General features: G+C 45.5%; 16 protein-coding genes. All 16 read left to right on the top strand.

Annotated elements, in window-relative coordinates; translation table 11 throughout:
* Nucleotides 1-5 precede the first annotated feature (5 nt).
* The 16 genes from leuD (at nucleotide 6) to mglC (ending at nucleotide 23414) form a co-directional block, all read left to right on the top strand.
* Complete coding sequence (leuD, locus tag NYE35_RS21215; protein WP_036676325.1) at nucleotides 6-608, top strand: 3-isopropylmalate dehydratase small subunit; 603 nt, start codon at nucleotides 6-8, stop codon at nucleotides 606-608.
* 186 nt (nucleotides 609-794) lie between these two features.
* Nucleotides 795-2387, top strand: a complete 1593-nt coding sequence (locus NYE35_RS21210; protein WP_081386864.1) for an N-acetylmuramoyl-L-alanine amidase family protein — start codon at nucleotides 795-797, stop codon at nucleotides 2385-2387.
* A gap of 149 nt (nucleotides 2388-2536) precedes the next feature.
* Nucleotides 2537-3976 (top strand): N-acetylmuramoyl-L-alanine amidase, encoded by a 1440-nt coding sequence (locus NYE35_RS21205; RefSeq protein WP_038572397.1) that lies wholly within the window; start codon nucleotides 2537-2539, stop codon nucleotides 3974-3976.
* Nucleotides 3977-4092: 116 nt separating this feature from the next.
* The gene (locus NYE35_RS21200; RefSeq protein WP_076104455.1) at nucleotides 4093-4752 is read left to right on the top strand and encodes a GerMN domain-containing protein; all 660 of its coding nucleotides are present in this window, start codon (nucleotides 4093-4095) and stop codon (nucleotides 4750-4752) included.
* 87 nt (nucleotides 4753-4839) lie between these two features.
* On the top strand, nucleotides 4840-7572 hold the full coding sequence (locus NYE35_RS21195) for an S-layer homology domain-containing protein (protein WP_081384340.1): 2733 nt from the start codon (nucleotides 4840-4842) through the stop codon (nucleotides 7570-7572).
* A gap of 313 nt (nucleotides 7573-7885) precedes the next feature.
* A complete protein-coding gene (nth, locus tag NYE35_RS21190; protein ID WP_036676333.1) occupies nucleotides 7886-8566 on the top strand; it encodes an endonuclease III in 681 nt (226 codons plus the stop codon).
* Between the two features lie 32 nt (nucleotides 8567-8598).
* Nucleotides 8599-8865 carry a hypothetical protein gene (locus NYE35_RS21185; RefSeq protein ID WP_036676334.1) on the top strand — a complete coding sequence of 89 codons (267 nt, stop codon included), beginning with the start codon at nucleotides 8599-8601 and terminating at the stop codon, nucleotides 8863-8865.
* 343 nt (nucleotides 8866-9208) lie between these two features.
* Entirely contained in the window at nucleotides 9209-12895 is a 3687-nt protein-coding gene (locus NYE35_RS21180) for a dynamin family protein (RefSeq protein ID WP_254924644.1), read from the top strand.
* A 149-nt stretch (nucleotides 12896-13044) separates the two neighbouring features.
* Complete coding sequence (purT, locus tag NYE35_RS21175) at nucleotides 13045-14235, top strand: formate-dependent phosphoribosylglycinamide formyltransferase (protein WP_094903381.1); 1191 nt, start codon at nucleotides 13045-13047, stop codon at nucleotides 14233-14235.
* On the top strand, nucleotides 14225-14689 hold the full coding sequence (locus NYE35_RS21170; protein ID WP_232061416.1) for a GNAT family N-acetyltransferase: 465 nt from the start codon (nucleotides 14225-14227) through the stop codon (nucleotides 14687-14689). Before purT ends, NYE35_RS21170 begins: the two co-directional genes overlap by 11 nt.
* Nucleotides 14690-14883: 194 nt before the next feature.
* Nucleotides 14884-16536, top strand: coding sequence for a response regulator (locus tag NYE35_RS21165; protein WP_036685685.1), 1653 nt, complete (start codon nucleotides 14884-14886; stop codon nucleotides 16534-16536).
* 2 nt (nucleotides 16537-16538) lie between these two features.
* Nucleotides 16539-18368, top strand: a complete 1830-nt coding sequence (locus tag NYE35_RS21160) for a sensor histidine kinase (protein WP_094903383.1) — start codon at nucleotides 16539-16541, stop codon at nucleotides 18366-18368.
* The gene (locus NYE35_RS21155; RefSeq protein WP_036685687.1) at nucleotides 18365-19387 is read left to right on the top strand and encodes a substrate-binding domain-containing protein; all 1023 of its coding nucleotides are present in this window, start codon (nucleotides 18365-18367) and stop codon (nucleotides 19385-19387) included. The genes NYE35_RS21160 and NYE35_RS21155 overlap by 4 nt, the downstream gene beginning before the upstream one ends.
* Nucleotides 19388-19585: 198 nt before the next feature.
* Nucleotides 19586-20656, top strand: coding sequence for a galactose ABC transporter substrate-binding protein (locus NYE35_RS21150; protein ID WP_094903385.1), 1071 nt, complete (start codon nucleotides 19586-19588; stop codon nucleotides 20654-20656).
* Between the two features lie 146 nt (nucleotides 20657-20802).
* The gene (locus NYE35_RS21145; protein ID WP_076141297.1) at nucleotides 20803-22314 is read left to right on the top strand and encodes a sugar ABC transporter ATP-binding protein; all 1512 of its coding nucleotides are present in this window, start codon (nucleotides 20803-20805) and stop codon (nucleotides 22312-22314) included.
* A 92-nt stretch (nucleotides 22315-22406) separates the two neighbouring features.
* Entirely contained in the window at nucleotides 22407-23414 is a 1008-nt protein-coding gene (mglC, locus tag NYE35_RS21140; protein WP_036685697.1) for a galactose/methyl galactoside ABC transporter permease MglC, read from the top strand.
* The last annotated feature ends 145 nt before the right edge of the window (nucleotides 23415-23559 follow it).

Raw genomic sequence — 23559 nt, 5'->3', positions numbered from 1 at the left:
AAACTATGGATGCTTTTAAAAAATTAACAGGAATTGTTGCACCAGTTGACCGGGTAAATGTAGATACGGATGCGATTATTCCGAAACAGTTTTTGAAACGGATTGAACGGACGGGATTTGGACAGTTTTTGTTCTATGAATGGCGTTTTGATGAAGAAGGTAACGATAATCCAGCCTTCGAAATGAATAAACCACGTTATCAAGGGGCTTCTGTTCTGATCTCACGCGCTAACTTTGGTTGTGGATCCTCTCGGGAGCATGCACCATGGGCGATTATGGATTACGGGTTCAGAGTTGTAATTGCACCTTCTTATGCGGATATCTTCTACAATAACTGCTTTAAGAACGGCATTCTGCCGATTAAGCTTTCGGAAGAGCAAGTGGATGAATTGTTCAAACGGACAGCTGAGCATGAGGACTACAAGCTGACAGTTGATCTTGAGAACAACGCTTTACAAGATGAATTCGGACTGAGCATCAACTTTGATCTGGATGAGCACCGTCGTCAATTCCTGCTGCAAGGCTTGGATGATATCGGTTTGACCCTTCAACATGCGGATGAAATTGCTGCTTATGAAGAGCGTCATGCTGCCAAGCTATTCTCTTAAAAAGAGGATATAACTGGTCTGATTCTTAAACTTTACAAAAAATACGCAAAACTTCTATTTCCGGGTGTCGGAAATAGAAGTTTTTTTGCTATAATCGATATATTCATTGGTCATTAAGGAAACATTTGGTGATTTCTGTCGTCTAAATACTTATCTAGGATCTATTACTTGCAGAAGGAGCGGAAAATGAGAATGAGAAGAGCTGGGCTTCGTATATTGCTGCTTTTGTTACTGCCATTATTATTATTATCATCCACCGGACAAGAAGCTGCCGCAGCTGGTAGCAGCGCAGGCAGAATTATTATGGACAATCAGGAACTTGCTTTGCCAAAAGGAATTAAGCTCGAAAACGTAAATGGTAGCGTTATGATTCCGGTCAGAGTGGTAGTAGAGAATCTTGGATTCGAGGTGTTATGGGAGCAGCAGACCCGGAAAGTAACCGTTCACCAGGATGGTAAAAGCATTGAGCTGGCGGTAGGACGGAAAACAGCTGATGCAGATGGGGTGACGTTTGATTTAAATGCAGCTCCTAAGCAGAGTGGCGGCACAGTACTCGTTCCAATTCGTTTCGTAAGCGAGCAGTTCGGCTTAAAGGTGGGCTGGGATAATGTTGATAAAACTGTCTATTTGACAGGTGGACAAGTTAGCAATTCTGCAATGACACCTGAGGGGAATACTACCAATCCAACAGCAACTAATACACCTGTCCCAACTCCAAGTGCTACGCCGGGAAGTGATAACGGGACAACTGCTGGCAGTGTAGTAACTTCACCCAGCCCGACACCAGTTCCACAAACAACTACGGCACCAGGAAGCACAGCAGGAATTCCAACAGGCCCTCTAGTAAACGGGGCAGTATTCACTGAGAATCGGCTTATTATCGCTGTGTCGGGGGCTACTAAGCCAAACGTTACAAAAATGAGCAACCCTGATCGAATCGTCGTAGATTTTCCGGGTGCTGCGTTCGATCCGGATTTCATTGGAAGTCTTACGGGTGTTACCACCACTGGCGGTCCACAAGGTAAGCTGGACGTTGCCGGCTACCCGCTCGTTTCTGAGATCCGTTATGCACTGTTCAGTGTGAGTCCGTCCACTGTCAGATTCGTAATTCAAACGGTTGGAAATCAACCGTACCAGCTTAGTACGGATGAAAGCACCGGGCTGGTTACGATTGATTTGAATGTAACTAGCAGCGGAGGCAACACCCCAGGGGCTAATGGAACGTTAGGTAAACCCATTGTAGTTCTAGATGCGGGGCATGGCGGAACTCAATCTGGAGCTGTCAGTCTCACAGGCAAGCTGGAAAAAGACTTCAATCTGGCCGTCATCCGCAAAGTACAAACGCTATTAACGCAGGAAGCATTAGTTGACGTGGTCTTTACTCGAACGGATGATGCTACCTTGGGGCTTCAGGATCGCGTGAAAATTGCGGAGGCTGCTAAAGCGAATCTCTTTATTTCAGTGCACGCGAATTCGCTAGATGTTGGATATCCAAATAGAGATAAAATAAATGGCAGTGAAACCTATTATTCTCGCAGTGATAGTCTGCCTCTTGCTCAGATTATGCATAAGCATTTATTAGCCGCTACTGGTTTTAAAGACAACGGGATTCGTACGAAAAGCCTACATGTTACACGAGAAACTACTATGCCGGCAGTCTTGCTGGAGGTAGGATATCTTACAAATTCAGGGAATGAGTCGGCGATGTATAGTGAGCAGCTTCAAGAGAAATTAGCGAGAGAAATTGTTGCCGGAATTAAGGAATATCTGGGTCTTTAAGATTTGAGGTTGGTGAGATTTCTCAATTTTTATGGAATATATTCGCAACCTTTATAGATTACCAGCGTCTAATAGAGGTCTGAGGTTGACGGAGACAGGGCACCACGATCGCCATTCACAGGCGAATACTAGATTCTTAGAGGTGAAGAATGAAGAAATTCAGTTTGATGTTGTTTTTGTTGCTCTTTGTGTTGGTTTTGCCTGAGCATGGACATGCTGCTGCCGCGAATAGCAAGATTTATCTGGACGGCAAAGAGATTACTGCAGGGCAAAAAGTACCGGTTGAAAATGTGAATGATACTATCATGGTACCGTTGAGATTGATCTCCGAGAGTCTTGGTTATACCGTGGGCTGGGATCAAAAAAGCAAAACGGTGACGATTGAACAGCAAGGTAAGGTCATCAAACTTATTGTTAATCAAAAGACAGCTTCGGTTGATGACAAAACAGTACAGCTTACCACTGCACCTGTCCTGCGGAGTGATACGACACTTGTACCTATACGGTTCATAAGTGAGCAGTTTGGTCTCACCGTCACTTGGGATAATGCAAAGAAGATCGTGTACCTTATTACCCCAGGATCCTCAAATGAAAACGGAAGTTCAGATGGAAACTCTGGAAATGGTGGATCTGAGGTTGTTCCGCCGGTAGATCCTACTAAGAATTTAACCATGATAAATGGTTTGAGCTTTAGTGAGAATCGTTTGAGCATTGCGATGGAAGGTAATTCAGCGCCAAAAGTAAGTGTAATGACAGGGCCGGATCGGTTAGTTATTGATTTTCCTAATGCCACTTTCTCAGATCTGTTTGGTACGGGACAAGTTCTTGATCCTGATCTGAATGGCAAACTGGAAGTGAAGGATTATCCTGATGTATCAGGCGTCCGGTATTCGCTTTATAGCTCCAACCCTTATACTGTACGTTTTGTAATTGATTTGAATTATCCTAAGAATTATAACATCAGCGTATCTGGAACTGATTCTAAGTTGGTTATCATTGACCTGAATGCAGAAAGTACGGATGATACTTCAACACAGCCAGGTAATGATGGCAAGAAGCTCGTAGTACTGGATGCAGGGCACGGAGCTAAAGATTCTGGTGCAGTAGGAGTAACAGGAAAATACGAAAAGAATTTTAATTTAGCTATAGTACTTAAGACAGCAGCATTGCTGAAAAAAGAAAGTAATATCGACGTCGTACTGACACGCAGTGACGATACATTCTTGGAGCTCAAGGATAGGGCGGCTATGGCTAATAATTTAAAAGCAGATCTATTCATTTCTGTACATGCCAACAGTTCCGCATCTTCTGCGGCAAGCGGGACAGAAACGTATTATCAGCGGGAAGCCAGTAAGGCCTTAGCGAAAGTGATGCATAAGTATCTAGTTGAGGCTACAGGGCTTAGTGATCGCGGTGTACGATACGGGAATTTCCATGTCATTCGTGAAACGAAAATGCCTGCTGTTCTACTTGAAGTAGGATACCTTAGCAATAAGAAGGATGAGACATTGCTATTTACGGAAGCATTACAAAACAAAGTTGCTGCTTCAATAGTGAGTGGAATCAAGGAATATTTGGGTATAAAATAACAGACCAGTGGCAGACGAGCGCCGCAAAGTCAGCTTTCTGCTTTTATCTATAAAAAGGCAAGAAGTGGTTTTGCGGTACCTGTCTGCCCGTATTCATCTAGAGGAGGCGTTTATTAATGTTTAAACAAAAATGGACTATGGTTGGGGTTGCTGCGCTGCTTCTACTAGTGATTGCTGGCTGTGGAGATAAGCCTACTGCAGCTCCTGCTAATGGAGTGGAGCAAGATACTACAAACGTTGTAAGTGGTGCGGGAGAAAGTACCCCAGCTCCGTCTGATGATCAGGAAAGCGAAGTGGCTAGCACTCCGCAACCGACAGCAGATAATACTAATGCAGAAACACAGCCGTCATCGAAGCCGGTAGAAAATGAGACACAAAAGCAAAGCCAGAGTATTGAAGTTTATTACACAGATTCGCAAATTATGGATTTAGTGCCTGCTAAGACTACGATTAACTACTCTGACGATGCTGAGAAATATACAGAGACGTTCAAAGCACTGCAAAGTAATGAGAATACAGATCTTGTACCTTTATGGGGGAAAATTGAACTCAAATCACTGAAATTCGTTGAAGGTCAAATCGTAATGGATATTCATAAACCAGATGAAGCTCAGCTTGGTGCGGGTGGAGAATCCTTTGCCATTACTTCACTTGCCAAAACTTATTTTCAATTTGCGGAAGTAAAGAGTATCGAAGTTTTAGTTGATGGTGAAAAGGTAGAAAGTCTGATGGGCCATGTGGACCTATTGCATCCTATGACTAGAGATAATTCTTAATTGGTCATGCAACAAAGGAATTAGGCATCTAGCTGACGAATTTTTAAACATACTATTTATTTGAGTCATAGAGAGGGGAATAATCTATTGTCCGCGCAAAAAAGGTCAAAACGTCCATTGAAGGCTTATTCTAATAAAGCAGTGTCGGCTGTTATGGCTGGTGTTATGGTTTTTGGTGGTGCAAGTGCAGTGTTTGCAGACACAGCTGCCACTACACCGACATCAACCACTACTCAATCTGTAGGGATTTTTAGCGATGTGAAGACAGGCTTCTGGGCTGAAAAACATATTTACAAACTCGCTTCACAAGGAATTGTGGTTGGGAATAATGGATTGTTCCGTCCTGGAGATTCTGTAACTCAACAGGAAGCAGTGCTTATGGCCCTGCGGTTTATGAAGTTGCAGGATAAAGTGGATGCTTCTTCTGCGGTAGCATTGCCTACCGATTTTAAGGTTACGAATTATTACAAGGATTATGTTGTGTTGGCTTTTCAACAAGGATTACTCGATAAAGCAACCGAAATGGCTCCAGATAATCTGAAGACTTCTTGGGGAGAGCGTAAAGCATCCCGGGAATGGATTGCGGAGCTGTTAATCCGCTCCCTTGGAAAAAGCGCAGATGCAGCAGGGGCTGCTAGTGAGCCAACTGGCTTTGCAGATGATACCAAAGTGTCTGCCAACAAACGTGGTTACATCAACGTTGCCGTTGATTTAGGCCTAGCCAATGGACTTGATGGCAATCGTTTTGATCCGCAAGGCGCTGTAACACGTGCGCAATTGGCGACTTTTTTCAGTCGCGCTGAAGCTCACAATACGGTTGAATACGACAACACGGTATCAGGAACGATCAGTCAATTAGCAGATGGGAAACTATCCGTCTATAACAACGGAAAGACTTCTACATATACCCTGGGAGCAAGCACTGCTTATTACACAAGTGCTTCTGAAAGCAGAATCAATCTAAGTGATGTCCAACCCTACACTAAGGTTACTGTAATTGGCGCGACATATAACGCGGCTTATGTTGAAGTGACTGACCCTACACAACAAGTAGAGACTCTGTCAGGAAACTTCGCCATGGTAGCTCCAGGTAATAAGCTTTGGTTAAAGTCACCAACAGGGTTCACAGAATACTACTACGATGAGACTACTTCCTTTGTGGATGTAAATGGAGCTGGAATTGAACCTGCTTCGCTGGTAACAGATAGTGTAGTTTCACTGCAACGTGAAACGTATAGTGGTTCACATAAAGTAGTAAAGGTTCAAGTGACTTCAGGGGTTGTTAACAAAACAACAACAGGCACTATTCAAAGTGTAGATCTTACTGGTAAAAGCATTACTTTCAAAAATACTGCGGGTACTGTAGAAACTTTTAAATGGGAAGATGGGACTTCATTATTCAGCTCTCAAGCATCAGTGCTGAAACCTGCAGATTTGAAGACAGGTAATGCGGTCAAATATACGATTCAAGATAATGTGATCCGCACTGTAGAAGTGACAGAAGGTGTTGAACGGACAGTTGACGGGGTACTTACCGAGCTGACTAGTTCCACAGTTGTTTACAAAAAAGCAGACGGAAATCGTGAGGTTAAACTGCTTGGCACTAAACCGACGATTGTTATTCCGAACATGAGTGGAGCAGTAGCTGATGATCTTATTGCTGATGCAGTAGGTGGGGACAAGATTCAGGTTACCTTAAACAGCAGCGATCAAGTCACCAAAATTGAAGTGTTAAGCCGCCAAATTGAGCAGTATAGTGGAGCAACAATTGTGGATTATAATAGCAAAACACAGCTCCTTACAGTTATGGATAGCAGCAAAAAAGCCCATGTGGTTCAGTTGGATGAGAAAACAAAGCTGATTTATGAAGGTGCATTGCCTAACTTAACTAATATGGGTGCGAAACTTATCGAGAACCGCAAAGTTAATCTGAAGGCAATAGGACAGCGTGCTTTGTCTTTGGAAATTGTCACAAAGTACGATGGAACTTTAACGGCTGTTAATTCTACGTCGAAAACTCTTGTTCTGAAGCTTAATGATGGACAAAGTTTAACGATGCCTTATCCGCAACTTGTTGATCTCTTTGGCAAGACTAGTCCAACCCTAAGCGATGTTCCTATTGGAAGCAATATAACTGCCTCACTGACTACAGGCCAGGATCTGATAGCGGTATTGAAAGTGAAGACTGTGCTGCAAGTTGAAGCGGCAACGGTGAATTCCGGAACCAACCGTTTGAGCATCAAATGGAATGGGGGAACCAGTGATATTAATACTTTGGCAATCCCGTTGACCAATGAAGCTGGTGAGAGCATTAAGCTAACGGATTTAAAAGCGGGAGATTATCTTAATGTGACCTTTGATGGTAGCTCACCGCTGGCTATTCAAGCAGTTAAGCTCACAACAGGCCAGGTAAGTTCTGTAGATGCCGCTGGGAATAGCGTAGTCGTGAAGGATTATGCTGGAGCTGCACAGACCTTAGCAGTAAGTGGAGGAGTCAAAATCATTCGTGACGGCTCGACAACGACTGCTCTTAGCAACTTGACGGCAGGGGACAGAGTAGAGATTCGCAAGGATCCGGATGGATCTACAACGATTCGTATTATGTCTCAGCTCAGTAGAACATTCTCACGTTATGAGAGTGCAACAAACTCATTGGTGACGAAGAGACCTAATTTGAACGATAAATATCAATTCTTTGTTCCTGCTAATGTTTATATTCATCAGGGAGATTCGACTTTATCCGTGCAATCTTTGAAAGAAAATGATAATATTATAATGTATTTCAATAATGATATTTTGGTTGAAATTGTGAAACAATAGTTGCAATGGTGGATTTCTGAGTGAATCACCGTCTTGACACAGGGGGCTTTACCTGCGTCAAGACGTTTTTTTTGAAATATAAGAAAGTATAAGTATTGCTCCTATACTGTATGTCTTATATTTCTCTCTTAAACGCTTACTGTTCTTATTAGGACAATCAAGGCGTTAATACTTGAAATATAATGCCAGTATCGTATGTGTTGAAATGTATGAATCCATACGTTATAATACGTACTTTGCTTATATTTCTAACATTTGAGGTGAGACGCTCGTTAGAATTTTCTGAGCGTTTTTGCTCCGTGGAGGGGACACTATGAAAGCTGCAGACGTCCGCCACATTTTGGATACGATTGGAGATTTGTTTCCGGATGCACATTGCGAGCTGAATCACAGTAACGCTTTTGAATTAACAATAGCGGTGCTGCTGTCAGCCCAATGTACGGATGCAACGGTGAACAAAGTGACCGAGGACCTGTTCCAAAAGTACAAAGCCCCCATCGATTATATTTCTGTGCCGCTGGAGGAATTGGAGGGGGATATCCGGCGCATCGGCTTATATCGTAACAAAGCTAAGCATATCCAAAGCCTGTGCTCTATACTCATAGAACAGTATGGCGGAGAAGTGCCTGAGGCACATGACTTACTTGTAACGTTGCCAGGAGTAGGTCGTAAAACCGCTAACGTAGTAGTGTCCAACGCATTTGGAGTTCCTGCCATTGCTGTGGACACTCATGTGGAGCGGGTTGCTAAACGACTTGCATTGGCAGGCTGGAAAGATTCTGTGCTGGAAGTGGAGAAAAAGCTGATGAAGGCTGTGCCACGTGATGAATGGACGCTCACGCATCACCGGCTAATCTTTTTTGGACGATATCACTGTAAGGCTCAGAATCCAAAATGTCAGGTTTGTCCGCTCCTTGATGTATGTCGAGAGGGCAAAAAACGTATGAAAACGGCTGTCGTCAGGAAAGCTAAAGATCATACGCCAAAAAGTTAAAAGTTAGAGTTGAAGAAGAGGATGGGATAGAGATGAAATGCATTTCTGTATACACAGATAATTTTGAGGTATTCTCGGATATTTTTGACCGCGTAGTGGAAAGCCCGCTGGAAGAAAATGAAGAGCAAGAAGTAGAGGGCATTACGATCAGTCATTCCGGTGATGTGCCTGAGCACTATCTGGAGCGTATGTCTGTAAAACCAGAGGTTGTCGTAATGAGAGACAAATCTCGTGGATTGACTATTCTGCAGCACGGAAAAGTATTCGAAATTCTGTTGCCTGTTTTGGAAACTGCATAATTGAGAAGTGACCTGAAATGGAGTCAGCCCTTGGGGCTGGCTCCTTTTTTTATTGAATATCCTTATATTTCTACGAGAAACGACTGTTGGCTTTACAGGACGACAACGTCGCTTCTTTTTTTGTATCATTTCGTAGGAGATGATAGGTTATTTTGTAAGTAGTGTGTATTTAATTTGTGTCAAACTGGTGATAAACTGTAATTATTATTTATAAAAATGTTCCGCGCTAAATTTCAGAAATTGCACCTATATAAGTTTTGCATAAAAAAGAGCTTAAATCAGTATTCATGAATGGATTAAGATCAGTGCATGATTAGAAGGTAACTGTGGAGGTGGAATGTCTGTGGGAGCGGAACGGGTTAGAATTCAGAGAGAGACATTAAGTGAAACAGCATCGCTGCTTTCCCAACTGAAAGATTTAATGCGCCACTGGCGCGATGAGAGCGCTGAACGAATATATGAAGATTTACAAAATAAAGAGGGTGGGAATGAACTGACCCTTGCTTTTTGTGGGCATTTTTCGGCAGGGAAATCCAGCATGATTAATCTTTTATGCGGCAGCTCAGTGTTGCCCTCCGGACCTGTGCCGACTAGTGCCAATATTGTTTCAATCCGCAGCGGGGCTCCACGAGTGCTTATCTATCCAAGGGTTGAGGGAAGTGAAAATGAACCTGACCCTGTAGAGACAACACCAGAAAGATTACAGGAATATTGTCGAAATGGCGGAGAATATTCCGCTATTGAAGTCTGGAATGAGATTCCTCTTCTAGGGAAGCATGGTGTTCTATTGGATACACCTGGCGTGGATTCGACGGATGATGGCCACCAGGCGGCCACTCGTTCCGCGCTGCATTTAGCTGATGTCGTCTTTTATGTTATGGATTATAACCATGTACAGTCAGAGAATAATTTAGCATTTGCCAAAAATCTTAGTGACTGGGGCAAACCGCTCTATCTTATTGTTAATCAGATAGACAAGCACAGAGAACAAGAAATTTCCATTGAAGAATATAAACGCCAGCTTGAAAATGCTTTTGAGCAGTGGGGGATTCATTGTGCGGGGATTCTGTTTACCTCACTCAAAATGAAAGAGCACCCATTGAATCATTGGGATAATCTGCTGAACCTTATAACAGAGCTGTTGGAGCACAGGGAACAATTGCTTCAATATAGCTTGTCACGTTCCATTCATCATACAGCAGATTCTTCGCTAACCGCGTTCCGTGAAGACCAGCAGGAGGAACGGGAAACTCTTTTAGCTGAGCTAGAGGGTGCAGAGATTACAGTTGTGATGGATGAGCTGAAATCGCTGGAGGAAGAGAAGGCACTGCTTGAGGAGCTGCCTCAGCAATCACGAGCGAGCCTGCGAAGTGATCTTGATGCCTTACTCAATAATGCTAACTTAATGCCTGCGGATGTTAGAGAGGCGGCAGGGAGCTATGTGGAGAGTGTCAGTCCAGGCTTCCGCTTAGGTTTGTTCTCTACAGCCGGACGGCGGGAGAAGGAACAAGACAAACGACTGGATGCCTGGCAAGGATTACTGGTCCGAGAGGTTTCCGCTCAGCTGGAATGGCATCTGATTCAGCTGGTACGTCAATGGGCGGAGAATCTCGGACTGTGGGCAGAGGAGGCAGAGACGACTCTGAAGCAAGGGTTCCCGGCGGTGAGCCAGGAATGGCTGGCGGCTGCAGTTAAGCCGGGAACGGGGTATAGCGGCGAGGCGCTGCTCAATTTCTGCCGCACACTTGCGGCAGATCTGAAGAGCCAATTCCGCCGCGCTGCGCTGTTAGTTGGCGATGAGCTGCTGGCGAAGCTGCCATCGCTTATCGAGGAGCAGCGCGCGGAACTCCAGCGCCGCGAACAGGCCCTTACGCGGCAGGCGAGCGCTGCCCGCGCGCTAGCCGCCCTGGACCGCGCGGCTGACGCCCGCGCGCACGAGCTAGCGGCGCTGCTGCCGCCGCGCCGGACCCTCACCCCCGGCATCCTGCCGGAGGTGAAGGTCACCCTGCGTGCGGCTGCGCAGAGCGCCGCACCGCGGGAGACCCAGCCGCGCGAACGCGCCGCGGCTGGAAGTGCCGCCGCCGCAAGCTGGGCGGCGGGAACGGCTTCGCCGGCGGGCGGACGCCGCCGGCTCTCGGCAGCCGCTGACGCGCTGGCGGCTGCGGCAGAGCTGCTGCGCCGCGAGCCAGCGATGGCATCGGCGGCGCGCAGTCTGGCCGCACGGGCGGAGGATCTCGCCGGCGGCCGCTTTACCCTTGCGCTGTTCGGTGCGTTCAGCGCAGGCAAATCTTCCTTCGCCAACGCTTTACTCGGCGAAGAAGTGCTGCCCGTGTCGCCACACCCTGCCACGGCCGCAGTTAACCGCATATTGGCGCCGGAAGGAGACTTCCGCCATGCCAGCGCGGTTGTAACGATGAAGAGCATGGCGGATTTCTGGGATGACATCTGCCATTCCTTCAGCGTGCTGCAGCTTGGAGAGCCGCAACAGGATACGTGGACAGCAGTACTTGCGAACCTGCCAACACGGGGAATCCACCCCTCTGCGCTGCCGCATGCAGGATTTCTAAGAGCCGCAGCATCCGGTTGGGCTGAAGCGGAGCCGTTGCTAGGAACGGTGCGGACGGTTGATTTGGAAGAATATCGAAACCTAGTTGCGGAAGAGACCCGAGCTTGCTTTGTGCAAGGGATTGACCTCTATTATGCCTGTCCTTTGACTGAGAGCGGGATTGTGCTCGTAGATACACCAGGAGCAGATTCACTGCATGCACGTCACACTGGCGTAACCTTTAGTTACATGAAAAATGCGGATGCGATCTGTTTTGTGACCTATTATAACCACGCTTTTTCGAAGGCGGATCGCGGCCTCTTGGCCCAGCTGGGCCGCATTAAAGACAGCTTTGCTCTCGATAAAATGTTCTTTATTATTAATGCCTCTGATCTCGCTTCAAGCGAAGAAGAACTAGATGAGGTTAAAGCACATGTCGTTCAAAATCTGCGTGCCGGAGGTTTGCGGTCTCCGAGAATCTATGCTTTGTCCAGCTTGCTTGCTCTAGAAGCTAAAACTCAACATAATCACGATCTTTATGGAACCTCCCGCTTCAATGAATTTGAGCAAGCATTATCCAGCTTTGCTGGTGATGAGCTTCCTCAGCTTTCACTTAACGCAGCTGCTGAGAGTATCGCATCGGTTCGGCGCCGGGCTGAGGAATGGCAGAATCTGGCTTCCAAGGCGGCGGGCGAGCGTGAAGCCGGGTTAAAAGAACTGCAGGAACGGCGTCAGTTCGCCATGAAGCGGTTGTCTCTTTTGGAGACTGAGGAACGTCCTAGCAGAGATCTTATTCACGAAAGTGAAGAACTGATCTATCATGTGTGCCAGCGGATTAGCTTCTCCTTCAATAGAAATTTTCAGGAATCTTTTCATCCCTCCTTACTGCGTGAGGATGCAGGGAATTTAAAAGCCATTTTCTCTGCCTGTGGTGCCGAACTAATGCGTACTACTCAGCGCGAGCTTGAGCAAGAGCTATGGGCAACAACGCTGCGGCTAGAGAGCACGGGACGCAGGCTTGTTCATGAAGCTGCTGAAGCGGCAGCTACAGAACTACTCTTTTCCACGGAGGAATTTCATCTTATGGAGAATGAGGAGCAGGCTTGGCCATCTCCTAAGGATCTGGAATGCCAGCTTCAGCCTGTGCAGTGGTCCGCTTTATGGGGCCATTTCAAATCCCCGCGTTATTTCTTTGAGGGAACTGGGCGGGAATTGGTCAAAGGTGCGGCAGAGCCGCTTTTGAAAGAAGCGGTTAATCTTGCAGCGGCAGTGCAGAAGGAAAAATTAATTGCTCATTACGTCGAGAATATCAGCAGAGAATTAAAATCTGCTGCCGAAAGCCTGCAAGAAGGGCTTGCGGAGCAAGAGAAAGCGATGTTAGATCTCCTTAAAGGGGGTGAGACTGCAGATCATTGGGGCCAAATAAGCCACCAATTATCACGTCTAGAACAAACTTTCGTTGATAAAGTCGACAAAGTTCTGTGAAGTTTGTAGGAAAATGTCGAAGAACACTTGCAATCTGGCGTATGATGGATGAAAATAAAGAAGCCTGAAAATATACAATGAAACTGTTACGTTTTCTGAAATTCATAAAAACGAGACAGTCAATTTGCCGAAAGAGGTTGGAATCGACAATGTGGGGAGCTCCTTTTTCAGCTCAAAGCCGCAAGCTGTTGCTGCTGGGCAGCGGGGAACTGGGTAAGGAAGTCATAATTGAAGCTCAACGCCTTGGCGTAGAGACCGTAGCTGTAGACCGTTATACCGATGCACCGGCGATGGGTGTAGCTCATCGTTCACATGTAATTGATATGCTGGATGCAGAGGCGCTGAAAGCGCTGATTCGCTCTGAGAAACCGGATGTCATTGTTCCGGAGATTGAGGCAATTGCCACTCATGCTCTTCAAGAGCTTGAAGAAGAAGGCTTTTTCGTTGTTCCGACGGCGCGGGCGGCTCGGCTGACCATGGACAGAGAAGGGATTCGTCGTCTTGCGGCTGAAGACCTTAGACTGCCAACCGCTGATTACCGTTTTGCGGATAGTCTGGAAGAGCTGCAACAAGCTATAGCCGAGCTAGGCACTCCTTGTGTCATTAAGCCGATTATGAGTTCTTCTGGCAAGGGTCAGAGCGTATGCAAAAGCCCTGAGGATGCAGAAAACTGCTGGAACACTGCTTTGGATGGAGCGAGAGCTAAAGGAACACGGGTTATCGTGGAGGCTTTTGTTACTTTTGAGAGCGAGATTACTCTTTTGACGGTGCGTTCTGTATCTGGAACGGTATTTTGTCCACCTATTGGACATATTCAGAAGGATGGAGATTACGTGGAATCCTGGCAGCCTCACTTTATGAAGCCAGAGCTGCTTGAAGAAGCGCAATCTATTGCAAAAGCAGTAACGGATCAGCTCGGAGGTTTCGGTATTTTTGGAGTGGAACTTTTTTTGACAGATCGAGGCGTATTGTTCAGTGAAGTGTCACCTAGACCCCATGATACGGGGATGGTCACGATGGCGACGCAGGATTTATCTCAATTTGCAGTGCATGTCAGAGCTATTCTTGGTTTTCCTGTCCAGTCAGTACAATTGCTGACACCTGGTGCCTCAGCTACGCTGAAGGCTGATGGAGAAGGACGAGCCTTTGCTGTGACCGGAATTGGAGGAGCTTTGGAACTGCCCAGGACTCAGGTTCGCGTATTTGGTAAACCGGAAGTTCGTCCTGGTCGGCGGATGGCAGTAGCGTTAAGTGCGGCGGAAGATGTGGAAATCGCGCGGACGATAGCCAAGCAGGCGGCGTCTATGCTAAAAGTGGAGGTATATGAGGATGAACAGTAGTACCATGGCACCTGTACTGGAAATTCGCAAATGCGGCTTGAATGATCTGGAGAGAGTTACAGCGCTTCTGCGGGAATTCGGCTATCCAACAACGCTAAGCGTGATGAAAGAGAGACTGGAAAGCATGGAGAACAGCAATCTCCAATGCACACTTGTAGCAGAGCTGAACAATGAAGTTGTGGGTATGATCGGCCTTAGACAGGTAAGCTCGTATTACAAACAGACAGATTGTATCACAGAGATTACTGCACTTATCGTATCAGAAGAACTCAGAGGAAACGGACTCGGTAAAAGACTTGTGGCCGCAGCAGAAGAATGGGCACGTGAGCAAGGTTGCTGTCAGCTTTTCCTCAGAAGTGGCAACCGCGTAGAACGCGCACCGGCACATGCTTTTTATCGTCATATCGGTTTCGAAAAGACAGCAGGCTATCGCTTTAACAAAGCGTTGCTATAATACTTATAGGTTACCGATCATCCCCATCCCAGCTACGGCGGGATGGTTTTTTTTTGCTCTGGAACTCTTTTTTTATATGTATTTAATATATTAATACCTAAAACTATTTAAATAACTTAACCATAGATGGATTGGTTTGAATCATATACAATAAAATTTATGACATCTAAAACGTTTCCAAAGAGGGATGAGACATGTATAAGCTAGTTCTTGCTGAAGATGAAGAAGACGTTAGGGAAGGCGTTATCGGGCAGATTGACTGGGAGCGTTACGGATTTGAGATTGTTGAGCAGGCGGAGAATGGACGGGAAGCTGCGGATGCCATAGATCGTTTGCTGCCGGATGTGGTAGTTACCGATATCCAAATGCCTTTTATGAATGGACTTCAGCTGGCTGAATGGATTCGTAGTCATCATCCTAACACTAAGATTATCATTTTGACTGGGTATGATGAATTTGAATATGCTCAGAAGGCGATAAAATTGCAAATTGATGAGTATATTTTGAAACCGTTCTCTTCGCAGGAATTAATTGAAGTATTGCTTAAGGTTAGAGCCACTATCGAGGCTGAAATTGCAGAAAAAGAAAATGTATTTGTACTCAGTGAGCATTACCGGAAAAGTCTGCCTGTGTTAAGGGAGCAATTTTTATCGTCCCTTATTTCGCGTAGATTGCGTACGGATGAAATTGCTGAGAAAAGCTCTGAATATGGCATAAAATTAACGGGACGGTGGTTTCAGGCTTCGGTAATTAGTGTGGATTATATTCGTCCTGAGCGGGAATCGGCTGGGGGTGCAGCAGGCAGGCAAATTTCTTTACGAGACACTGGTGAAAAGAATTTACAGCTATTCGCTGTGCTGAATATTGCTGAAGAAATATGCTCGAAGCATGGTTTTGGAAGGGTGTTTATTCATCGTGATGAGGTCGTATTGCTCACAATCCATGAAGAAGGGGAAGAAACTGATATCACTGGAAAGACTTTTGAGCTTCTTGAAGAAATCCGCCAGAACGTACAGCGTTTTCTGAAGCTGACGGTAACGGCAGGCTCCGGAACGGTCTGTTCATCGCCTGCTTTGTTATTTAATTCATTTGGGGATGCCATGCAGGCATTAGATTATCGGCTTATTCTCGGCAATAACCGGGTGATCTGGATTGAGGACGTTGAGTCACGTTCCAGCACACTGCTAACCTATGATGAACTAACCCAGCAATCCTTAATCCGGACGATTAAACTAGGTACGGTGCAAGAACTTAAAGAGGTTGTTGAGGAGTTATTTGCTGGTCTTGACGCAGAGCAGGTGTCTACACAGGATTATCAGATTTTTTTGCTGGAGATTTTTACATCTATCCTGCGAGTGGCTAAAGAATCCGGCAGTGAGGCTGCAAAGTATATTGGTTCTGGCATTTCGTCGCTAACTGCCATTAATAAATTTAATAGTATGGCCGAAGCCAAGCAATGGATTATTGCAGTCTGTAGCGGTTTAATGGATACGATTGCATTAGAACGTCAATCTTCCTATAAGCTGCTTATTGATGAAGCTAAAGAATATATACGCAGCCACTATGTTGAATCTGATATTTCCATCGGCAAGGTTTGTCAGCATTTACATATAAGTACCGGCTATTTTAGCAGTATTTTTAAGAAGGAAATGAAAATGACGTTCGTTAGTTATCTTTTGCAAATTAGGTTAGAAGCAGCCAAGGAACTTTTGCGATCCACGGAGCTGAAGGCTTTTGAAATTGCAGAAAAAATAGGTTTTGCCGATCCTAACTATTTCAGCTTTTGTTTCCGCAAAAAATATGGCCAATCTCCTAAAGAGTATAAAAACAGCTCCAGAGGAGGGTAAAGATGCTGAAGGATAAACCATATTCCTTTCATCTAAGACCGCAGCATCCCAAAGGCGGAAAACGTCGGTTGTCCTCCAAGCTCCGAAGCATTCAAGTTACGATTACACTCACTTTTACATCTGTTGCCGTGCTGGTAGCTGTCGTTGTCAGTCTTATGCTGTACAACAAGTTTGCCAAGACCGCAGAAGAGAATGCCAATATGAATATGCAGCAGATCATTGAGCAAGTGAATTACAATCTGGGTCTTTATGTTAAGGGAATGCGCAATATTTTTGAGACAGCGGAGGAGCAGATTACGAATAGCCCTTCCGTGGATTCCGCTTTATTGACGGAAAGAATGGCTATGCTAATGGGGAGCAGAGAGGATCTGGTCTCGGCGGCTGTTTTTACACCACAGGGGAAATATGTCGTGGGTACACCCGGTCAGAAGCTGCGCAGCAACACACAGCTGGAGACTCAGAGCTGGTTTACGACGGCGCAAAGAACATCAGAGCTCTCCTATTCCGCACCTCATATTCAGAATTTATTCAAAGGTCAATATATCTGGGTCGTGTCTATCAGCAAATTAATTCAATATAAGGAGAACGGAGTCTTAAAAACCGGCATCCTGCTGATGGATTTTAACTTTCGAACCATTGATGAGCTGAGCAAGCAGGTTAAGCTTGGCAAAAGAGGATACGCTTACATCCTCGATCAGCTGGGAAATATTGTGTACCATCCTCAGCAGCAGCTGATTTACGCTGGCTTAAAATATGAGAATGTGGAGCCAGTACTGGAATATGCTTTTCGTAGCTATTTGGATGAGTCTACGGGTGAAAAACGGTTTATCACCGTAAGAACACTGGAACAGACAGGCTGGAAGATTGTGGGCGTGGCTTATTATGATGAGATTGTAACCACCAAACGTGATCTAAACACTTTTTTATCCTGGTTTTTAGCGGTAGTCATTTTATGTGTAATTATTGTATCTGTCTTTTTGTCTGCACGTATTGCCCGCCCTATCCGCAAGCTGGAACGGACGCTTCAGCAGGTGGGCGAAGGGGACCTCAACACCCGAATAGATGTCAGCGGCGCGTATGAGGTGGAACAGCTGTCCAAACGGTTTAACCTTATGCTGCAACGTATCCGCCAACTGATGGATCAGATTATTTATGAACAGGAAACCAAACGTAAAGGTGAGCTTGAAGTGCTGCAATCCCAGATCAATCCGCACTTTCTGTACAATACCTTGAATTCTGTGATCCGGCTCGCTGAACGTGGCAAGACTGAGGAGGTAGTCACGATGATTCAGTCCTTATCGAAGTTCTTCCGGATTAGCCTTAGTAAAGGGAATAATATGATTACCGTGCAGGAAGAGCTTGATCATGTTCGTCATTACCTTGTGATTCAGAGCTTTCGGTTCAAAAATAAGTTCCGCTACGAGATCGAGGCTCAGGATGAAGTGCTGCAGTGTCAGACTATTAAGTTAATTTTACAACCTATTGTGGAGAATGCCCTGTATCACGGGATTGAAATGATGCCTGATGAAGGTTTTATTTCGATCCAAGCGGAGCTGAAGGATGATCTTGTCATCATCCGCATTCGTGATAATGGACTGGGTATGTCCGAGGAGACTATGAAGGTTCTTTTAACTGGCGGCAGTAAGAGTATGCATGGCTCCGGGGTAGGCGTTAGAAATGTAAACGAGCGTATTGAGTTGTATTATGGGCGTGATTATGGTCTTTCTTTTGAAAGTGAAATTGAAGAAGGCACTACGGTTACTCTTATCTTCCCGGCACTCGCAGCAGGCGAGGGCAAGCCTGGACATGAGGAGGATGAGACATCGGTATGAGAATCGTTCGTTTTTGGCTAACCCTGCTGGTATGTGTGGTGTTATGGACCACGATCACGTCTTGTTTTAATTCGGCACCTAATTATATCAACACAAACAAAACCCGCAATATTCATCTTATTGTGAAAATGAACAAAGGCGACTATTGGAATACAGTTAGATTGGGTGCAGAAGCCGCGGCACAGGAATTTAATGTGAAATTAACGTTCAAAGCTCCGAATGCGGAGAGTGATATTGCGGAACAGGTCAGAATGGTTGAGGACTCCATTAAAGAAAAAGCGGACGTTATTATTTTAGCTGCCAGCAGCTACATGGGACTTGCACAAGTGGTCGATCGGGCGGCATATTCCAAGATTCCCGTATTGTCTGTGGATGCAGAAGTCGGTTCGGCCAGAGTAAGAGCCTATGTGGGTTCAAACGGCTATGAAGCGGGACAAAAGTCTGCAGAAAGACTCATTCAACTGCTAAATGGATACGGGGAGGTCGGCATCATTAACTTCACAAATTCATCTTTGGGGGCGGAGCAGGAGTCTTCAAACGGCATTGAATATGGTGCAAGAGATGCAGAGGAACGGGAAAAGGGATTTTTAAATTACGCTGCCCGATATCCGAACATACAGGTAGTAGAGATTTCTTATACCACTTCGAGTATTAGTGATGCTGAAGAGCTGACACGGTTAATGCTGCTGAAACATCCAAATCTTCGCGGGATCGCCAGCTTGAATGAGACAGCTTCACAAGGGGCGGCAAAAGCTATCCAGAGCCGAGGGCTGCATAATATTAAAATGGTTGCGTTCGACAGCTCCCCGTCAATGATGGAGTTGCTGCAGGAGGGGACGGTTCAAGCGACCGTAATCCAAAATCCTTTTAGTAACGGGTATTTAGCCGTAAAACATGCCGTTGAGGTAATCGAAGGAATGGATGTTCCTGAACGTGTCGATACGGGCACTAAACTCATTGATTTGGACAATATGCTGTGGCCTGAGAATCAAAAATTGTTATTTCCCTTCGTCAGATAGTGGACGGGTTATTTTTGAAAAGACGAATGCCATCCTTAAAATGGGAGGTATTCGTTTTTTGGGTTCAGTAGAATTTTTATAAAAGTGAGTAGGATTTTATATTCGAAACCGTTTTCACCTAAGGCATAATATGGATGTGCCCGAGAGAATTCGGGGTTAAACCAAAAAAAAGAAGTATAAACAGGAGGTCAATGAATAATGAAAAAAATCACTTCCGTTCTTTTAGCAAGCGCAATACTGGGTGCAGCTCTGGCAGGCTGTGGCAATAGCAACAATAATGCAGACAGTGGTAAAGCTACCAATGCTCCAAAAACTGAAAATGCGGGTTCTTCCACTGAAACGCCAAAAGTAGGGGTAGCCATTTACAAATTTGACGATACCTTCATGACGGGTGTTCGTAACGCAATCGACACTGCTGCCAAAGGCATTGCTACTGTAGATATCGTAGATAGCCAAAATTCTCAACCCACACAAAATGACAAAGTTGACTTGTTCATCACCAAAAAATATAAAGGCATGCTGATCAATCCGGTTGACCGTACTGCGGCTGGCGTTATTATCGAAAAAGCAAAAGCGGCAAATATTCCGGTGGTCTTCCTGAACCGCGAGCCGCTGCCAGAAGATATGAAGAAATGGGATAAGGTTTATTATGTAGGCGCTAAAGCGGAAGAATCCGGAACTATGTCCGGTCAACTGATCGTGGACTACTGGAAGGCACATCCTGAAGCGGATAAAAACGGCGACGGTGTCCTCCAATACGTAATGCTAAAAGGCGAACCGGGGCACCAAGACGCTGAGCTTCGTACTACGTACTCCATCCAAGCAATTGAAGATGCCGGCATCAAGGTAGAAAAGCTGGCTGAAGATACTGCGATGTGGGACCGCGTAAAAGGGCAAGAAAAAATGGCAGCCTTCCTTGGCTCCCATGGCGACAAAATTGAAGCTGTGCTTGCGAACAACGACGATATGGCTCTCGGTGCAATCGAAGCTCTGAAAGCTTCAGGTTACTTCACGGGTGATAAATTTATGCCGGTAGTAGGTGTAGATGCTACTGCTCCTGCGATTCAAGCGCTGCAAGATGGAACGATGCTTGGTACCGTGCTGAATGATGCGAACAACCAAGGTAAAGCTGCGATCACAGTTGCTGCTCTGCTTGCTAAAGGAGAAACACCTACAAAAGATAACGTAGGCTTTGATATCACAGACAACCAATACGTGTGGATTTCCTATAAAAAGATCACCAAAGATAATATCGATGACGCCAAATAATAACGCTCTAATCTAGATGGAATTCATGATCATATAGCAGCAACGGGGAGCGGATATTCGCTCCTCGGATTTCTTTCAGGCAGGGAACAGGATGAAACCGCTGTGCCTCTCATGAAAAAAGAAAAAAGCGTAGGGGGCGTAACAACATGGAAAAAGCTGAGTTTTTGCTAGAAATGAATGACATTACTAAAGAATTCCCCGGCGTCAAAGCGCTGGATGCAGTTAGTTTAAAGGTCAGACCAGGTTCGGTGCATGCCCTTATGGGCGAGAATGGTGCGGGTAAGTCCACTTTAATGAAATGTCTCTTTGGTATTTATTCACCGGATGCCGGTGAGATTTTTTTGGAGGGTGAGAAGACCTCTATCGGAAGCTCAAATGACGCTTTGAAAAATGGGATATCCATGATTCACCAGGAGCTGCATCCCGTGCCGTTCCGAAGTGTGATGGAGAATATCTGGTTAGGACGTTTCCCAACCAAAGGGATTGGACCTTTTCAGTTTATTGACCATAAGAAAATGTACACTGACACGGAGAATTTGTTTAAAGATCTGGATATCGATCTGAATCCCGAGACATTAGTGGGTAAGCTGTCTGTATCCAAAATCCAATCCATTGAAATTGCGAAGGCTGTCTCTTTTCACTCCCGCGTTATTGTAATGGATGAACCTACTTCCTCCCTGACCAGTGTGGAGGTGGAGCATTTATTTCGGATCATACGGGATCTTAGGAGTAGAGGCGTAGCTATTATTTATATATCTCACAAAATGGAAGAGATTCTCGAAATTTCTGACGAGGTTACCATTATGCGGGACGGTAAAAAAATCGGAACCTGGCCAGCGGCGGAATTGACTACAGATCTTATCATTTCCAAAATGGTCGGCCGCGACTTGACCAATCGATTCCCAGAACGCTTTAACGTGCCTGGCGAAGTATATATGAAAGTGGAAGGATTAACCTCCCCTGAGGAAAGATCGTTTAAAGATGTTTCTTTTGAATTAAGACGAGGTGAGGTTTTAGGGATTGGTGGTCTGGTAGGCGCTCAGAGAACAGAGGTTATTGAAGCATTATTCGGCCTGCGGGCTATTAAATCGGGGACGATTTCTATCGATGGTAAGCGCATTCATATCCAATCTCCCAAGGATGCTAAGAAACACGGAATGGCCTTGCTTACCGAGGAACGGCGTGTCACTGGTATTTTTCCAGTCTTGTCTGTTCATGAAAATGGCGCAATCGCTAATCTGCATCGATACCAGAAACTACTACTTTTACTAGATGGAAAAAAGAAAAAAGAAGAAGTCGATAAAATGATTGAAAAATTACGGACCAAAACTCCAACAACCAAAACGCTGATCATGAATCTTTCTGGTGGTAATCAGCAAAAGGTGCTGCTCGCCAGATGGCTTCTAACCGAGCCCGAAATCCTGCTTCTGGACGAGCCGACTCGCGGTATCGACGTAGGGGCTAAATTCGAGATTTATTCGATTATTGCCGACTTGGCGCAGCAAGGGAAAAGCATCATTATGATCTCCTCAGAAATGCCGGAGCTGCTCGGAATGTCTGACCGTGTAATGGTCATGTCGGAAGGTAAGCTTACCGGAATACTAGAAGGCGGGCAAGCTACGGAAACCGAAGTTATGCGGCTCGCTGCACAGCATTAGGATAGGATTTCAATGATAGTTTTGCTGGGCGAAACTAGATTGGTTTACGAAGAGAATTACTCTTCGCGTAACTTTAAGGAGGAACACTACTAATGAACGCTAAAAGAGCCCAATCTTTTATTACTCAAAATGCCATTTATATTGTCTTGGTAATTCTGATTATGGGTATTGCCTTATATGAGCCGGCCTTTATCTCTGTAAATACTTTACGGGACATTCTTATTCAATCGTCAACACGGATTATCATCGCGCTTGGTGTTGCCTTCATCCTTATCACAGCTGGGACGGACTTGTCTGCTGGACGTGTGGTTGGTTTTACGGCGGTAATCTCTGCTTCGATGCTGCAAATTCCGGATTATTCCCGGCGGTTTTTTCCTGATCTGCCGCAGGTGCAAGTGTGGCTTCCGATCCTTATAGCTATCATCGCTGGTCTTCTCTGCGGACTCGTCAATGGTATTGTCGTCTCCAAGCTGAATGTCCCGCCGTTTATCGCAACACTGGGTACGATGGTTATCGTCTACGGCTTGAATTCCTTGTACTTTGACATGGATCCGAACCAATCGCAGCCGATTGGCGGTCTGCGTCCAGATTTCACTACAATCGGTTCCGGGTTTATTGGCAAGGGGCAATATTCAATCCCGTATATTGTGCTGATAGCCTTGGGTGTCGCCGCCATCGTATGGGTGGTGTTCAATAAAACCAAGCTGGGTAAGAACATGTACGCTATCGGCGGTAACATACAGGCAGCTAAAGTATCTGGCATCGATGTTTCCAAGAACTTGATCTATATCTATGCCATTGCTGGAGCCCTTTATGGTCTGGCGGGTGTGCTAGAGGCTGCAAGAACAGGTGGCGCAACCAATAACTACGGGAACATGTATGAGCTTGATGCGATTGCTGCTTGTGTAGTGGGCGGGGTGTCTACAACCGGTGGTATCGGAACGGTGCCAGGTGTCCTGGTCGGTGTTATTATCTTTACCTTAATCAACTACGGCCTGACCTTCATTGGCATCAGCCCTTACTATCAGTTGATTATCAAAGGTCTAATCATCATTGCCGCCGTCGCGTTTGATATGCGGAAGTATTCTTCGAAGAAATAGTTGCGTGTTGGATGTATGGTGATCATAGCGTTTGCTATTTATGGCAAACGCTTTTTGGTTTGTCCATTTCGCTTGCTGAGATTAAGCAATTCATAAGAAGCAATTCATAAGAAGCAATTCATAAGATGCAATTCATATGAACCAA

This window comes from Paenibacillus sp. FSL L8-0494 (genome assembly GCF_038003695.1).
Taxonomy (GTDB): domain Bacteria; phylum Bacillota; class Bacilli; order Paenibacillales; family Paenibacillaceae; genus Paenibacillus_AQ; species Paenibacillus_AQ odorifer.
This window is presented reverse-complemented; position numbering and strand designations above follow the sequence as displayed.

Excerpts from the sequence above, each read along its gene's own strand:
- leuD (WP_036676325.1), top strand. The coding sequence starts at position 6 with ATGGATGCTTTTAAAAAATTAACAGGAATTGTTGCACCAGTTGACCGG.
- NYE35_RS21210 (WP_081386864.1), top strand. The coding sequence starts at position 795 with ATGAGAATGAGAAGAGCTGGGCTTCGTATATTGCTGCTTTTGTTACTG.
- NYE35_RS21205 (WP_038572397.1), top strand. The coding sequence starts at position 2,537 with ATGAAGAAATTCAGTTTGATGTTGTTTTTGTTGCTCTTTGTGTTGGTT.
- NYE35_RS21200 (WP_076104455.1), top strand. The coding sequence starts at position 4,093 with ATGTTTAAACAAAAATGGACTATGGTTGGGGTTGCTGCGCTGCTTCTA.
- nth (WP_036676333.1), top strand. The coding sequence starts at position 7,886 with ATGAAAGCTGCAGACGTCCGCCACATTTTGGATACGATTGGAGATTTG.
- NYE35_RS21185 (WP_036676334.1), top strand. The coding sequence starts at position 8,599 with ATGAAATGCATTTCTGTATACACAGATAATTTTGAGGTATTCTCGGAT.
- purT (WP_094903381.1), top strand. The coding sequence starts at position 13,045 with ATGTGGGGAGCTCCTTTTTCAGCTCAAAGCCGCAAGCTGTTGCTGCTG.
- NYE35_RS21170 (WP_232061416.1), top strand. The coding sequence starts at position 14,225 with ATGAACAGTAGTACCATGGCACCTGTACTGGAAATTCGCAAATGCGGC.
- NYE35_RS21165 (WP_036685685.1), top strand. The coding sequence starts at position 14,884 with ATGTATAAGCTAGTTCTTGCTGAAGATGAAGAAGACGTTAGGGAAGGC.
- NYE35_RS21160 (WP_094903383.1), top strand. The coding sequence starts at position 16,539 with ATGCTGAAGGATAAACCATATTCCTTTCATCTAAGACCGCAGCATCCC.
- NYE35_RS21155 (WP_036685687.1), top strand. The coding sequence starts at position 18,365 with ATGAGAATCGTTCGTTTTTGGCTAACCCTGCTGGTATGTGTGGTGTTA.
- NYE35_RS21150 (WP_094903385.1), top strand. The coding sequence starts at position 19,586 with ATGAAAAAAATCACTTCCGTTCTTTTAGCAAGCGCAATACTGGGTGCA.
- NYE35_RS21145 (WP_076141297.1), top strand. The coding sequence starts at position 20,803 with ATGGAAAAAGCTGAGTTTTTGCTAGAAATGAATGACATTACTAAAGAA.
- mglC (WP_036685697.1), top strand. The coding sequence starts at position 22,407 with ATGAACGCTAAAAGAGCCCAATCTTTTATTACTCAAAATGCCATTTAT.